The sequence below is a fragment of the Pseudomonas sp. AL10 genome, from assembly GCF_029960685.1.
Lineage (GTDB): Bacteria > Pseudomonadota > Gammaproteobacteria > Pseudomonadales > Pseudomonadaceae > Aquipseudomonas > Aquipseudomonas lactis.
On the sequence record NZ_JASBQZ010000014.1, the window covers coordinates 16,887 to 32,002 of the forward strand.

General features: G+C 59.5%; 12 protein-coding genes. 9 read left to right on the top strand and 3 right to left on the bottom strand.

Annotation, left to right across the window (positions count from 1 at the left end; genetic code table 11):
* The first annotated feature begins 20 nt into the window (after positions 1 to 20).
* Positions 21 to 1,298 (top strand): FAD-binding oxidoreductase, encoded by a 1,278-nt coding sequence (locus QK296_RS15230; protein WP_150689102.1) that lies wholly within the window; start codon positions 21 to 23, stop codon positions 1,296 to 1,298.
* Between the two features lie 299 nt (positions 1,299 to 1,597).
* Positions 1,598 to 3,235 (top strand): ABC transporter substrate-binding protein, encoded by a 1,638-nt coding sequence (locus tag QK296_RS15235; RefSeq protein WP_069787712.1) that lies wholly within the window; start codon positions 1,598 to 1,600, stop codon positions 3,233 to 3,235.
* Positions 3,236 to 3,299: 64 nt separating this feature from the next.
* On the opposite strand, the gene QK296_RS15240 is transcribed toward QK296_RS15235, so the two are convergent.
* The 3 genes from QK296_RS15240 to QK296_RS15250 all read right to left on the bottom strand — a co-directional run bounded on the left by QK296_RS15240 (position 3,300) and on the right by QK296_RS15250 (position 6,945).
* A complete protein-coding gene (locus tag QK296_RS15240) occupies positions 3,300 to 4,223 on the bottom strand; it encodes a LysR family transcriptional regulator (RefSeq protein ID WP_074854419.1) in 924 nt (307 codons plus the stop codon).
* 90 nt (positions 4,224 to 4,313) lie between these two features.
* Positions 4,314 to 5,573 carry a Zn-dependent hydrolase gene (locus tag QK296_RS15245; RefSeq protein ID WP_069787710.1) on the bottom strand — a complete coding sequence of 420 codons (1,260 nt, stop codon included), beginning with the start codon at positions 5,571 to 5,573 and terminating at the stop codon, positions 4,314 to 4,316.
* A gap of 1 nt (position 5,574) precedes the next feature.
* Entirely contained in the window at positions 5,575 to 6,945 is a 1,371-nt protein-coding gene (locus tag QK296_RS15250; RefSeq protein ID WP_069787709.1) for an amidohydrolase family protein, read from the bottom strand.
* A gap of 197 nt (positions 6,946 to 7,142) precedes the next feature.
* On the opposite strand from QK296_RS15250, the gene QK296_RS15255 reads away from it, so the two are divergent.
* The 7 genes from QK296_RS15255 to QK296_RS15285 all read left to right on the top strand — a co-directional run bounded on the left by QK296_RS15255 (position 7,143) and on the right by QK296_RS15285 (position 15,102).
* The gene (locus tag QK296_RS15255) at positions 7,143 to 8,834 is read left to right on the top strand and encodes a urocanate hydratase (RefSeq protein WP_069787708.1); all 1,692 of its coding nucleotides are present in this window, start codon (positions 7,143 to 7,145) and stop codon (positions 8,832 to 8,834) included.
* Positions 8,835 to 8,845: 11 nt separating this feature from the next.
* A complete protein-coding gene (locus tag QK296_RS15260; protein WP_069787707.1) occupies positions 8,846 to 10,360 on the top strand; it encodes an amidohydrolase family protein in 1,515 nt (504 codons plus the stop codon).
* 45 nt (positions 10,361 to 10,405) lie between these two features.
* A complete protein-coding gene (hutH, locus tag QK296_RS15265; RefSeq protein WP_069787706.1) occupies positions 10,406 to 11,932 on the top strand; it encodes a histidine ammonia-lyase in 1,527 nt (508 codons plus the stop codon).
* A 99-nt stretch (positions 11,933 to 12,031) separates the two neighbouring features.
* On the top strand, positions 12,032 to 12,805 hold the full coding sequence (locus tag QK296_RS15270; protein ID WP_069787705.1) for an ABC transporter substrate-binding protein: 774 nt from the start codon (positions 12,032 to 12,034) through the stop codon (positions 12,803 to 12,805).
* 91 nt (positions 12,806 to 12,896) lie between these two features.
* Entirely contained in the window at positions 12,897 to 13,586 is a 690-nt protein-coding gene (locus tag QK296_RS15275; RefSeq protein WP_069787704.1) for an ABC transporter permease subunit, read from the top strand.
* On the top strand, positions 13,583 to 14,347 hold the full coding sequence (gene hisM / locus QK296_RS15280) for a histidine ABC transporter permease HisM (RefSeq protein WP_282391064.1): 765 nt from the start codon (positions 13,583 to 13,585) through the stop codon (positions 14,345 to 14,347). The genes QK296_RS15275 and hisM overlap by 4 nt, the downstream gene beginning before the upstream one ends.
* Entirely contained in the window at positions 14,344 to 15,102 is a 759-nt protein-coding gene (locus tag QK296_RS15285) for an ATP-binding cassette domain-containing protein (RefSeq protein ID WP_069787702.1), read from the top strand. The genes hisM and QK296_RS15285 overlap by 4 nt, the downstream gene beginning before the upstream one ends.
* Positions 15,103 to 15,116: the final 14 nt, after the last annotated feature.

A 15,116-nucleotide genomic window follows, 5' to 3' on the forward strand; every position in this document is an offset into this window, starting at 1 on the left:
CAGATGATGGAATGCCCCTTATGAAACTGATGCCCTATTGGCTGGATACCGCCCCTGAATTTGCCGCCGGTGAACGTGATTCACCCAGTGGCGAGGTCGATGTTGCGATCGTCGGCGCCGGGTTTACCGGTTTGTCTGCCGCCATTGCACTGGCCAAAAAGGGCGCTAATGTGGCCGTCTTCGAGGCCGGTCTGGTTGGCAATGCCGCCTCCGGCCGCAATGGGGGGATGTGTAACAACGGCTTTGCCCAGGATTACTATGCCTTGTCCACCGCTATCGGACGCGAGCGCGCCAACCTGTTGTATCGCGCTTTTGACGCAGGGGTCAGCAAAGTGGAGTCGCTGATTGCGCAAGAGGGCATCGACTGCGATTTCAAACGGGTCGGCAAGCTCAAGCTTGCGGCGAAACCTGAGCACTTCGACAAGCTGGCCCGGTCGCATGCACTCATGGAAAAGGAATGCGATCCCGACACGTACATGCTGACCCGCGAGCAATTGAGCGGCGAAATCGGTTCCGACCGTTATTTCGGAGGTCTGGTCTTCGCTAAAAGCGCTGGCATGCACGTTGGTCGATATGGTCAGGGCCTCGCGGAGGCTGCCGCTCGGCGGGGTGTGCGAATTTATGAAAACGCCCCTGTTCTTGGCCTCACGCGTCAGACCGGAACTGTGCACCAGGTCAAAACGCCACGCGGCGAAGTGCGTGCCAAGCAGGTACTGTTGGCGACCGGGACGTCTGCGATAGGGCCGCTGGCGTGGTTTCGCCGGCGCATCGTGCCCGTTGGTGCTTTTATCATCGTCACAGAGCCATTGTCCGATGAGCTGCTTGGCCGCCTGATGCCACACCGGCGCATGATCACCGATACGAAAAATTTCGTTAACTACTTTCGGGTCACTCCCGACAATCGTTTGTTGTTTGGTGGGCGCGCGCGATTCGCAACGTCAAACCCCGCTTCCGACATGAAAAGTGGCGTTATCCTGCAGAAATCGCTGATTGACGTCTTCCCAGAGCTAAGTGCTACGCGCATCGATTACTGTTGGGGCGGCATGGTCGATATGACACGCGATCGCCTGCCTCGGGCCGGTGAGCACGACGGACTGTTCTACTCCATGGGTTACAGCGGCCACGGTACTCATATGTCGACCTACATGGGCGCGATCATGGCCGAGGTGCTCGATGGGCGTGCCGATCTTAATCCGTGGCGAGACTTCACGTGGCCAGCCATCCCCGGGCATTTTGGAAACCCATGGTTTCTGCCGTTGGTAGGCGCCTACTACCGGTTTCAGGACTTGGTACGCTAGGTCGCGTCCAAGCCCCTCACGCCGACTCAGTCACGTCAGAGACTCACTCGGAAAACGTGCACCAAAAACGCAAGTGCGTCCATGCGTGGTGCGATCCGCAAAATCTGCTGAGGGCCATTCTGAAAACGGTGGTTTGTGCCAGGATCGCCGCAATTTCAATCGGTTCAGGAGGGGCTCGTGATGCTGTAATCGGTTCCACGCCGTTGCTTTGATGTTGGCGTCACCGTCGTTGGTGTTTGCAAGACGTTCCGGTAAACCGGAGCACTTCATCCTTCTTCTATTCGGCAGGTACAACTGATATGACTGACATCAAAGTAGACTCCACACTAACCAGCGGCCAGGAAAGCTTGCGCATCTTTGAAAGCCTCAGTCGTGGTATTTCTCGTCGAAGCGCCTTGCAAATGTTGGGCGTAGCCAGTGTCGCCGTCGCAGGGACCGGCAGTTTATTCGGTGCCGCCGGCAAGCTCCTCGCCGATGAAGCGGCGGGACCCGCAAAAGGCAAGCCGGGTGGGCGGATCCGGGTCGCCGGCATGAACAGTTCCACCGCCGATACGCTGGACCCAGCCAAAGGGTCCGGGTCTACCGACTATACGCGGCAGTTCATGTTTTATAACGGGCTGACCCGTTTCGACAGCCACATGGTGCCGCAATTGGAGCTGGCCGAGCGTTTCGATACGACCGATGCCACGCTCTGGTTGATCACCTTGCGCAAAGAAGTGACGTTTCACAACGGCAAGCCTCTGACCGCCGCTGACGTGGTGTTTTCGTTATTACGCCACAAGAACCCCGTCACGGGCTCCAAGGTCCTGCCTCTGGCGGAGCAGTTCAGCGAGGTCAAGGCGACAAGCCCTACCGAAGTGCAGATCCGTCTCAGCGGGCCCAATGCCGAGCTGCCTTCGATCCTGGCGGTTTCGCATTTCCTGATCGTTCCCGAAGGCACTACCGACTTTAACCTGGGGATAGGTACCGGCCCGTTCAAGGTCAAGGAGTTCAAGCCTGGTATGCGTTCCGTTGCCGTGCGCAATCCCGGCTATTGGAAACCGGGTTTGCCTTACCTCGATGAAATTGAATTCATCGGGATCGCCGACGAACCTTCAAGGATCAATGCCTTGTTATCCGGCGATGTGCAGATCACCAACGAAGTCGATCCGCGTTCAACCGTGCGCATTAAGGCCAGCGGTAAGCACCAGGTGATTTCGGCGCCGTCGGGCAACTACACCGACCTGATCATCCGTCAGGATCAAATGCCGGGTAAAAGCGCGGAGTTTACTCAGGCGATGAAATATTTGCTTGATCGTGAGCAGATCAAGTCTGCAGTGTTTCGTGGCTTCGCTGTGGTCGGTAACGATCACCCGATTTCCCCGGGTGCGCGCTACTACAATGCTGACTTGCCGCAGACCGCCTACGATCCGGAAAAAGCCAGGTTCCTGCTGAAAAAGGCCGGCATGGAGAGCATCACTATGCCGCTGATCGCATCGCCTGCCGCCACCGGCTCGGTGGACATGGCGGTGCTGTTGCAACAGTCGGCGAAACACGCCGGGCTCAAGCTCGACGTCAGCCGCTTGCCGAGCGATGGCTATTGGTCCAATCACTGGATGAAGCACCCGTTAAGTTTCGGCAACATCAATCCACGACCCAGTGCTGACGTGATGTTTTCGCAGTTCTTCCAGTCGAGCGCGCCTTGGAACGAATCCGCCTGGAAGAACGATCAATTTGACCAACTGCTGCTGCTTTCCCGTGGTGAAACCGACGACGCAAAACGCGGCAAAATGTACGCGGACATGCAGACTCTGGTGCATGATCATTGCGGAATCGGTATTCCCGTATTCATCAGTAACATCGACGGCATCGATCAGCGCGTCAAAGGCTATGGAAGCAATCCACTCGGCGGCTTCATGGGCTTCATGTTTGCCGAGCAAGTTTGGTTGGACGCATGATTGACGCCACGGCAAGGAACGCAGCTGCCTGGCGTTTCTGCGCTGCTCGTCGCGCAGATGACGATCAGGCCGCGGCCTCCCGAAAAGAACGAACGATGGCTTCAAGCATCAGCCCGGCTGTTCTGCTCCCCCCTTGCGGCTCCCGCACGACGGCGAACACCGGTCGCTCCACGATGAACTCTTGCAACGGCAGACGGAACAAGGCGCCGCTGTCGACCCAGGGTTGGGCGATATGGTCGGGCACGATGCCGACAAAACCGCCGCTGAGCAGCAACTGGACCGTTCCTTCTACATGATGGGCGAGGGTTCTTGCGTTTTGCAGAAAGCTCGCCGGTGCGGTGTCCTGCACCAAGTAGCCACGACGCACGTAGTGCGCGGTCTGTTCAACAATCCGGCGCGCCTCGGCCTCGCTTTTGCCGAACGCTTCGTGGTCCCGTCCGCAGTACAAGGCGGACGCTTCGGAGCCGATCACCTGATAGCTGAGGGCGGGCAGGTCTGATTTGCAGATCGTCACACCCACGCCGGCTTTTTTTTCAGCGACAGCGCGCTCCACCGCATCCGGCGGAGCGACCCCGATACTGAGATTGACCAACGGATAACTGCGACGAAAGTGCTTCAGTGCGGTGGCGATCGGGTTGCTAGGCGTGAACGTACAGTGATCGATCAGCCACAGGCTCAGGTCGCCTTTAACCTCGGCTTTCGAACTGGCCAGTGTGTCGCGAAATTCATCGATCGAGTCGAGTAAGCGCAGCACCGCGGTGTAGGCGACTTGTCCTTCTTCGGTCAGTTGGAAACCGCTGCGACCTCGATGGCACAGTTGACTGCCGAAGCGACTCTCCAGGTCAGACAATTGCCGGCTGATCGCCGAGATGCCCATTCCTGTCGCTTCTTCAGCTGCCGACAGCCCCCCGCACTCGACAACGGCCTTGAACAGCCGCCAGTGTTTCAAGTCGATGTCGTGTAACGGTGGGACCGAGGCAGTGTTCAAAGTGGAGGCTCCAGGTGCGGGGAGTAGAGCACGCGGGCCGGTCCGGGTCGCGCGCTCAGCTTTTGATGTGTTTTACACCAAGTCATTCGATCAGCGAAGTTGGCCATCCAAATAAATCAGGGTTTGCGCCAGAACGCGAGTGCCGTCCAGCAACTGCTTCGGCTCCAGCCATTCTTCGGGGCAGTGGCTGCGCCCGTTGAGGCAGGGCACGAACACCATGCCCATGGGGCCGGTGGCCCCAACGTAGACTGCGTCATGCCCGGCGCCGCTGGGCATGGTCATGTGTGGCAAGCCTAACTGTTCAGCCACTTCGCTGACGGCCTCGATGACAATCGTCGAGCAGTCCGTAGGATCGGCATAGGTCAACGGTACCGATTCGACAGTCAGCCGAAGGTCCGCCAGCACGGCGGCACAGCGTTCCAGCAGGTGTTCGGGAAATTCGAGCAGTACTTGTTTGGAGTCGCTGCGCACCTCCAGCACCATTTCGACTTTGCCGGGCACGGCATTGGGCACATTAGGGCTCACATCCAACCGGCCAACGGTCGCCACCACGTAGTGTGGGTTGCCGCTCATGTCGGCGGCCATGTTGCGCGCTTCGCGAATCAGCTCCGCCGCGCCGACCAGGGCGTCACGCCGCAGATCCATGGGCGTCGTGCCCGCATGATCCGGCAAGCCATGCACGGTGATTCCGACTCGGCGAATACCCACGATGTTGGTGACCGACCCAATGGGCAACCCCCGACTTTCCAGAACCGGGCCCTGCTCAATGTGCAGCTCAACGAACGCGGCAGTGCTACCGGGTTCCCGCAGTGCCTGGCCGAGGCGTTCTGGGGCGCCTCCGATGCGGGTCATCGCCTGTGCCAGGCTTTCACCCGCGCGGTTTTTTGATGCGAGCATCTCGGCAGTCAGAAGCCCAGCAAATGCGCGACTGCCGACGCAGGAAATGCCATAGTCACTCGGCTCCTCGGAGAGAAAATCGATCACCTGGAACGGGTGGCGCAAGCGTTGGCCGGCGTCTTTCAACGCGTGGGCGACTTCCAGCGCCGCCAATACTCCGATAATGCCGTCAAACCGACCGCCCCCGACCACCGTGTCACAGTGCGAGCCGCTGATCAGCGGCTTCAAATCAGCCTCACTGCCGTCAAGCTGGCCGATCAGATTGCCACCGGCGTCCAACGTCACGCTCAGGCCCGCGGACTCGAATTGCGCCTTAAGCCACTGCCTGGCCTGCTCAAACTCTGGGGAGAAAGCGCGTCGGGTCCACTGCACGTCCGGCAGCGTAAAGCTCGACAGTGTATTGACCCGGTTCCAAAGACGTTCGATGTTCAGTTCCAATTGAGGTTCGGTCATGTCAATACGTACCTGTCGTCAGTGCGCGCGGGCGCAGGAATTGGCCATAGCCGGCGTTGTTGAGAATCTGCCCCTGGTCGAACACGCACTGGCCACGGCAGTAAGTCGTCTTGACCCGGCCTGTAAAGGGCATGCCTTCAAATGAACTCCACTTCACCGCGCTCAGGCTGGTAGAGGGGTCGTAACGATACTGCTCGTCGGCCAGCACGACGAAGTCAGCGTCCAGGCCGAGTACGAAGTCGCCTTTACGGTTATCGAGCAAAAAATGCCTGGCCGGATTGCGACTCAGCTGTCGAACCACCAGCGATGGCGACAGGCCGCGCGCCATGGCGCCGGTCCAGAATGCTGGCAGTAGTGTCTCCAGTCCCGGTCCACCCGACGCGTTGCGAAACACGTTGGGATTGCCTTTACGCTCCAGCCCCCAACTGACGTGATCGGAGGACACAAAAGTGCAGCGCTCCTGGGCGATGTGCGCCCAGAGCTTGTCGGATTCGGCTTTGGGCCTGATCGGTGGGTAATGCTTGGTTTTGGCGCCGAAGCGTCGCGTGTGTTCTTCATGGTTGAGCATCAGGTACTGAATGCACGTCTCGATGCTCGCGTGGTGTCCGGCTTGGCGATACATTTCGCACAACTCAAACCCACGGCTGGTTGAGACGTGAACCGGATGGGCGCGTGCGCCGGTCTGCGCACCGATTTCATAAATCAACGCGGTCGCCAGGTCCTCCACCAGCGGTGGATGGGCGCGCAGGAACGCATCCCAGCCGGTATCGCCGGCTTCGACAAGGCGGCTGATATTTTTACGCGTCATTTCCTGCATCTGGTTGTGGACGCCACAAACCAGGCCCGACGGCTTGATCAGGGTGAACAATTCCGCCAGCAGGTCCTCCTCGATGCGTGGAAAACGGCCCGGCGCCGCTTCAAAGGTCGAGAACTTGAACGCACAGGCACCGGCTTCGATCAGCCCCGGAATGGCCGCGAGGCCGTGGGTTTCATTGACAGTGGCAAACAGGCCAACATCAACGTGGCAGGTTTCCTCGACTTCCTGGGCTTTACGCAGCAGTTGCTCGGCGCAGGCTACCGGTTCCGGGTCGTCGTAAGGCATGTCCACCATCACGGTGATGCCTCCTGCGGCAGCGGCACGGCTGGCCCAACCCAGTCCTTCCTGATTGGCCTGGCTTCCCGAATGGACCTGGCCGTCGATGACGCCGGGTAAGATCCAGTGTCCGCGTTCATCACGCGTGGTTTTGGCGGCAGGCGGCTCACCGGTGCCGCGCGCAGCAATACGTCCATCACTTATGGCAAGCCAGCCATTTTCGCAGGTCTGTTCACTGTCGACGATACGTCCCCGCACCACCAGATCGAAATCACTCATTTGTCAGCCTCGTCATCGGGTCAATCCGTAGGCAGTGAGTATCAGCAGGGTGTGCGGAGCCATCCATGCTGCGAATGACAACTTCACTTGCTGTTTTTTGCATGGTTCTGCGCTCAGCGGATTTGAATAATTCGAGCCATACCAAAGGAAGCCTCTCCAACAGGCTTTCGCATTTACCTCAGCGAGAGTGGCCTTACATGACTCAGCAAAAAGCCAAACAAATCATGGCTGCGCGTGGCAGTACCCTGCGGTGCAAAGGATGGAAGCAGGAAACCATTCTGCGCATGCTCGAAAACAACCTTGAAAATGCTGAGGACGCCTCGCGTCTGACTGTCTACGGCGGTATCGGCAAGGCTGCACGCAACTGGGAAAGCTATGACGCGATCGTCGAGTCGCTGAAAAACCTGGAGAACGATGAAACCCTGGCCATTCAGTCGGGCATGCCGGTGGCCGTATTCAAGACCCATCGACTGGCGCCGCGAGTGGTCATGGCCAACAGCAACGTCATCAAGGCCGACTGGCCGAAGTTTTACGACCTGAGCGCACAAAACCTGACGGCGTTTGCCTCTTACACCGCCGGGCCGTGGCAGTACATTGGCAGCCAGGGCGTGATTGAAGGCACCTTTGAAACACTGGCGCTGGTAGCCGATCGACATTTTGACGGGGCATTGAAGGGGCGTATTTTCTTCACCGCTGGGCTGGGTGGCATGGGGCGTTCGCAGCCCTTGGCCATGACCATGCACGGCGGCGTGAGTGTGACCGTGGAAGTCCGCCAGCAAAGCATTGTGGAGCGTCTGGCCAGCGGTTATGCCGACGTTCAGGCGGCGTCCTTGCAGGACGCCATCGACATGGCCGAGAGCGCCAAGCGGGAAGGGCGGGCACTCTCCATCGTGGTGCTGGGCAATATGGTCGACGCGCTGGAGCAGGCGCTCGACTGTGGCTGGAAGCCCGACATTGTCACCGAAATGTGCCCGTGCCATGACCCGTTCGCGCTGATTCCTTCCGGGCTAACGCTGGAGCAAGCCGCAGCATTGCTGGAGACCGACCGCGAGGCCTACATGGCGACGTCGCGCCAGTCGATGATCCGTATCGTGCGCGCGATGACACGCTTGCAAACAAACGGCTCGATCGTGTTCGAATACGGCACCTTCGTGCGCAAGGAGGCGGTGGATGCGGGGATGTCCAAGGAAGAAGCCTTCGCCTATCCAGGCTGTATCGCCGAGTACGTGCGGCCGCTGTTTTTCCTGGGGCGTGGGCCGTTCCGCTGGACCTGCGTGTCCGGCGAAATCGCCGACCAGCAGCGTCTGGATGACCTGGCCCTGGAGATGTTCAAGGATGACAGCCTGGTCACGCGCTGGATCAGCACCGCGCGGTATCGGTTGCCGATAGAGGGGTTGCCTGCGCGCATCTGTTTCCTCGGTTTTGGCCAGCGCCGCGCATTCGGCCTTGCGGTCAACGCATTGGTACGTTCGGGCGAGCTGGCAGGGCCGGTGGCTTTTTCCCGCGACAACCTGGATACCGGCTCAATCGCCAACCCAGCCTTTGAAACCGAAAACATGCTGGACGGCTCGGACGCGATTTCCGACTGGCCTTACCTGAATGCGCTGCTGAATGTGTCGGCGATGGCGGACCTGGTGGCGATTCAGTCCAACGGCACCATGGGCATCTCGGCGCACACCGGTGTCACGATGATCGCCGACGGTTCGGAGGAGGCCGATCTGCGCCTGGATGCCTGCCTGACCACTGACGCAGGGATTGGTGTGGTACGCCATGCGCAAGCCGGTTACCCCATGGCCAAGACCGTGTCCAGAGGCGAGGGTCCGTTGACCGACAACGCGATTCAAATACCGCTCTGGTGGTCCCCTCACGCCACTCAGCACCGCGCGTAAAGGACATCGTCATGGCCCTTCTTCATTTGATCGAGCAGGTTCGCGTAGTCGGCATGGGCGGTTCGACCGCCCAGGTGATGGATGTGTTGATCGACGGTGATCGCTTTGTCGGCCTGGCACCGCGAATCGATCTGTCGACGGTCAATCTCGAAGAGCGTACCGATGGTCGGGGCAAATTGCTGATACCAGGACTGATCAACGCTCACCATCATTCTCATGATCGTTTCGATAAAGGGCGTTTCTCCGGGATCCCCCTGGAGATCTGGATGGGCCTGTACAACCCACCTTCCTATCGACGTGGCTGGACCGCGCGCGAGGTGTACCTGCGCACCTTGCTCAACGGTATCGAGATGCTGCGCAATGGCATCACCACGGTGGTCGATGACATTCACTTCGGTGGCCTGCTGGAACCGGAAGTGGTGCATGCGGCATTTCAAGCCTATTCAGACCTCGGCATTCGCGCCGACGTCAGTGTGGCGTGGTCCGACAAACCATTTCAGGAGGGCATTCCCTACCTGGCCGAGCGGTTGCCCGACCCACTTAAAGGCAGTGTCTCGGCCCAGGCTGCGGATCGGATGCTGGAGCATTGGCAGGAACTGGCGCGCAGCTGGAGCGGCCGGGTGCGCTTTGTATTCTCACCGTCCGGCCCGCAACGCTGCAGTGCCGATTTTCTGCAGAAAACCTGGGCACTGGCCGAGCAATACGACCGCCCGGTGCTGATCCATCTCCTGGAAACCCGCATTCAGGCGCTCACGGCGGCGAAGTTCTATGGCAAGCCAATGACCGTGTACATGGACGACCTGGGGCTGTTGACACCTCGTAGCGTGCTCGCGCATGGCGTTTGGTTGTCAGCGGCTGAACTCGACCTGATCGCCGAGCGCGGCGCCAGCGTGGTGCACAATCCCGCCTGTAACCTGAAGTTGGGCAGCGGTGTGGCGCCGATCGCCGAAATGTTACGCCGTCAGGTGAATGTCGGTCTGGGCACCGACAACAATAACGGCAATGACCTGAACTCGATGTTTGACGCCATGCGCCTGGCAGCGCTTTCCAACGCACTGCTCGATCAGGACGCGGCCTGCCCGGTTGATGCACTGCAGGCGTTCAACATGGCCACGCTCGGTGGCGCCAACGCCATCGGGCGCGGTACGCAGACGGGGTCGATCGAGGTGGGTAAGCAAGCCGATTTCTGTTTGCTCGACCTCAAGACCAGCGCCTTTACGCCGCTCAATGATGCCTTGACGCAACTGGTCTTTTGCGAACAGGGCAACGCTGTGCGCGATGTGTACGTCGGCGGTCGCAAGCTGGTGGATCACGGCAGGATCACGCGTATCGATGAAGAGGCGTTAATGCTTGAGCTGATGGACTGCATGCCCACTTTGCAAGGGCGGATTCAGGGCGGCCAAAGCGCCAGCGAAACGCTGCGGCCGTATCTGGAGGGCGCCTATAACGATTGCCTGACCGATCCGCAAATGGCGGGTATGCGCCATTCGATCAACCAATTCGACCGATCCAGACGCGGCGCCTGACCCGTCTGGTCTGTTTCCACTCATTTACGAACAGCGAGAAAAACCATGAGCACAGTACAGAAAATTGTCCCAGGCGAAACCCGTATCGCCACCTGGCGTGCCATTTACAACGGTGCGCCGGCGCGGCTTTGTGACAGCGCCCGTGCCGGTATCGAGGCGGCGGCGAAGATGGTCGACACGTTGGTCGATAGCGGGCGCGCGGTGTATGGCCTGAACACTGGGTTCGGCAAACTGGCCAATGTGCGGATCAGCGATGCCGACCTTTGCCAGCTGCAAAAAAACCTGGTGATGTCGCATATGACGGGCTACGGCCCAGCGCTGGATGCCGATGTGGTACGTCTGGTCATGGCCTTGAAAGTTGCCAGCCTTGGACGAGGTGCCTCGGGGGCGCAATACGGCACCGTGGCACTGCTGGAAGAAATGCGCGAGCGCGGTGTCATCCCGTTTATCCCCGCCCAGGGTTCGGTGGGGGCCAGTGGCGATCTGGCGCCGTTGGCGCACATGACCGCCGTGATGATCGGCATGGGTCAGGCCTGGCACGAGGGCGAGTTGCTCGACGGTTCTGAAGCCCTGGCACGCGCTGGCCTCACGCCGATCGTGCTGGCCCCGAAGGAAGGCCTGGCCTTGATGAACGGCACTCAGGTATCGACGGCCCTCGCGCTGACCGGCCTGTTTGCCCTGGAAAACGCCTTCATGGCGGCCATTGCAATCGGTAGCATGACCACCGAGGCGCTGGCGGGTATTGCCAGTCCGTTCGACCCGCGTATCCAGGCACTGCGTGGTCATCCGGGCCAGATCGCCGTAGGCGCTGCGTTCAAGCGGCTGTTGGATGACAGCCCGATGCGTGCCATTTCCCAAGCGTCCGGCAAGGTTCAGGACCCCTACAGCATTCGCTGCCAACCCCAAGTGCTGGGGGCGTGCCTGGACCTGATTCGCAACGCCAGTGTCACGTTGGAGATCGAGAGCAACGCTGCCTCTGACAACCCGCTGATTTTCGTGGAAACCGGTGAAGTTATCTCCGGCGGTAATTTCCATGCTGAGCCGGTCGCCTTTGCGGCTGACATGTTGGCGATCGCTATTACCGAGATCGGCAACCTGTCCGAACGTCGTTGCAACCTGCTGCTGGACCCAGGCTTCTCCGGGCTGCCGCCAATGTTGACGGTCGATGCCGGCTTGCACTCGGGCTACATGACGGCGCACATCTCGGCCGCGGCCATGGCATCGGAAAACAAACAGCGCGCCACCCCGGCCTCCATCGACACCATCCCTACGGCGGGTAACCAGGAGGACCATGTCTCGATGGCCACCCATGGCGCGCGCCGTTTGCTGGAAATGACGTGCACGTTACGCGGGATTCTCTCTATCGAGGCGCTGTGTGCGGCCCAGGGTCTGGACCTGCGCGGCGGCAAGTTGTACAGCGCACGCCTGGCGCCAGCCGTCGAGTGCATTCGCGCCAGCGTGCCGGCGATGAATGTAGACCGACCGATCGCGCCGGACATGGCCAGCGTGGCCGAGTTGATCCGCAGTCGTGAGCTGGTCAACGCCTGCCCGGACCTGCTCAGCCTGTTCTAAGTGCTCCACCCAGCGCCGGCCTGTGCACCACCGGCGTTGGACAATAACAATGACATCGCTAATCCCTGAAATCTGCCAACTACCACATAGAGAATAATCATGAACAAGAATCTCGTTGTAGCTTGCGTAGTATTGCTTCTGAGTTCCACTTGGGCAAAGGCTGCGGATGTACTGCGCATGGGCGTCGACCCGACGTATCCACCACTGGAGTACCGCGACCCGCAGGGCAAAATGATCGGATTTGATATCGACCTGGGCGACGAAATCTGCAAGCGCATGGCGGTCAAGTGTGAGTATGTTCAAAGCAGCTTTGACGGACTGATCCCGGGCTTGCTCGCACGCAAGTTCGACGGGGTACTGTCGAGCTTGTCCATTACCGAGCAACGCCTGAAGCAGATCGACTTCAGCAGCAAACTCTCTAACCCGTCGACACGATTGGTGGCGCGCGATGGCTCTGGTATCACGCCGACAGCGGCGGGGCTCAAGGGCAAGACCGTGGGTTATCAGCAAGGCACCATTCAAGAGTCTTATGCCCGTACCTACTGGAAAGTGCCAGGCATCAAATTGCAGGCCTATGCGAGCCAGGACCAGGTGTACGCCGACCTGCTGAATGGGCGTATCGATGCCTCCTTGCAGGATGAAGTGCAGGCAACCTATGCCTTTTTGCGCACCGACCAGGGTAAAGGCTACGCGTTTGCCGGCCCGATCATTGTCGACGACAAAGTGTTGGGCAGCGGCACTGCGATAGGCGTTCGCAAAGAAGATCAGGCACTCAAGCAGCGCATCGACGATGCCATCGCCGCAATGCTGGCTGACGGCACGTATCAGAAGATCGCCGCCAAGTACTTCGACTTCGACATCTACGGCGGCTGACGGCGAGTTTTGTCCCGGTCATGACCGCGTGTCGCAGTCATGACCGGTACCGCGCGGCTTCTGTACGTCCACCTATTGCGAGTGATGCGCCATGCAATGGCTTGAATATTTACCCTTGATTGCCAAAGGTGCCTTGAGCACGGTCGAACTGGCGTTGGTGGCGCTGTTGCTGGCCTTGTTTCTGGGGCTGATCACCGCGTTGGCCAAGCTGTCGGGAACGCTCTGGCTGACGCTGCCTGCGCAGTGCTACACCACATTGATCCGAGGCATTCCGGACCTGGCATTGATGCTGCTGATCTTCTACACCATCCAGATCGGCGTGAATCAGCTCACCGATAAGCTCTCGCTTGGTCGATTTGAAATTGACCCCTTCGTGGCGGGCGTCATGACGTTGGGTTTTATCTACGGGGCCTACTTCGCCGAAACGTTTCGCGGCGCGTTTCTGGCTATCGATCCGGGGCAAGCGGAAGCCGCCAGAGCCTATGGTCTCTCAGCCCGCAAAACGTTCCAGAAGGTCGTGCTGCCGCAGTTGATCCGATTTGCCTTGCCTGGCATCAGTAACAACTGGCAGGTACTCGTCAAGGCCACTGCGCTGGTGTCGATCATCGGGCTCAGCGATCTGGTCATGGCGGCGCAGGAGGCCGGTCGCAGCACACACAACACCCTGATGTTCATGGTGCTGGCCGGCGCGGTTTATTTTTGTCTGTCGGGGTTTTCCAGCCTGCTGTTGTATTGGCTCAAGCACCGTTCGGCCGCCTGGGTACGCGAGGCAGAGCTATGATCGATCTCTTGCAGACCTATTGGCAGAGCTTTCTTTGGACCGATGGGCAGCAGTGGAGCGGGGTAGTCGTCACGCTGTTGCTGTTGATCGTCGCGACGCTGGGCGGCTTTGTGCTGTCGATTCCACTGGCACTGGGGCGCGTATCTTCTTCGCGCTCACTGAGCGCCGTAATCTTGCTGTACACCTACACCTTCCGCACGACGCCGCTCTACGTGCAGTTACTGATTATCTACAGCGGCTTGTACAGCCTCTCGTTCATCCAAAACACGGCGTTGCTCAATAGCTTTTTCCGCGATGCTTATTGCTGCACGCTGTTTGCTTTCGTACTCAACGAGTGCGCCTATATGACCGAGATCCTGGTCGGTTCGATTCGTGCCAGCAATCGCGGAGAAGTGGAGGCGGGCAGGGCGTTTGGCTTGAGTGCGACGGTACTCAATCTCAAGGTGATACTGCCCAGCGCACTGCGTCGAGCGCTGCCCGCCTACAGTAACGAAGTAATCTTCATGCTCCACGGCACCACGCTTGCGTTCACCGCCACCGTGCCGGACATCCTCAAAGTGGCTCGCGACGTCAACGCTGAAACCTATGCGACGTTCAGCACCTACGGTCTGGCGTCCTTGCTCTATCTGATGATTTCCTTCTGCATCATCGCCGGCTTCAATCGCGCCGAAAAACGTTGGCTAAGGCATCTGAAGCCTCGCGTGGCGAAAAACACCCCTGAGCACCCCGTCCCTACGATAAAAGAAGGCCGCCTGGTATGAATGCCCTCACCGTTGAAAACATCCACAAATCCTATGGCAATCATAAAGTCCTGCACGGGGTTTCCTTGAGCGCCAAGCGCGGCGAAGTGATCAGCATCATCGGCTCCAGCGGCTCGGGTAAAAGTACCTTTTTGCGCTGTATCAATTTTCTCGAACAGCCGGACTGCGGCCGTGTCAGCCTGGACAATCTGACGATCGACCTGGGTGCAGGCAAGCCCTTGCGCCCGGAGCGCCGTGCACTGCAGGCGCTGCGCACACGGCTGGCAATGGTGTTTCAACACTTTAACCTTTGGGCGCATATGACGGTGCTGGAAAACGTCAGCATGGCGCCCGTGCACGCACTCAACGTCAGCAAGGAAGAGGCACGAGCCCGCGCGATCGGGTATCTGGAGAAAGTCGGACTGGGTGCGCGTTTCCACGACAGTTACCCGGCCCATCTTTCCGGCGGACAACAGCAACGTGTTGCGATCGCGCGTGCCCTGGCCGTAGAGCCGGAGGTCATGTTGTTCGACGAGCCGACCTCTGCCCTCGACCCCGAACTGGTGGGCGAAGTGCTTAAAATCATGCAGGAGCTGGCGCAGGAGGGCCGCACGATGATTGTCGTCACCCACGAAATGGGCTTTGCCCGACACGCCTCCACCCAGGTGGTGTTTCTGCATGGCGGCAAGATTGAAGAACAGGGCAAGCCCGAGCAGGTGTTCGATAACCCGCAAAGCGACCGGCTGCGCCAGTTTCTGGCGTTGGACCTCAAGTGATCGCTGATCCAGCG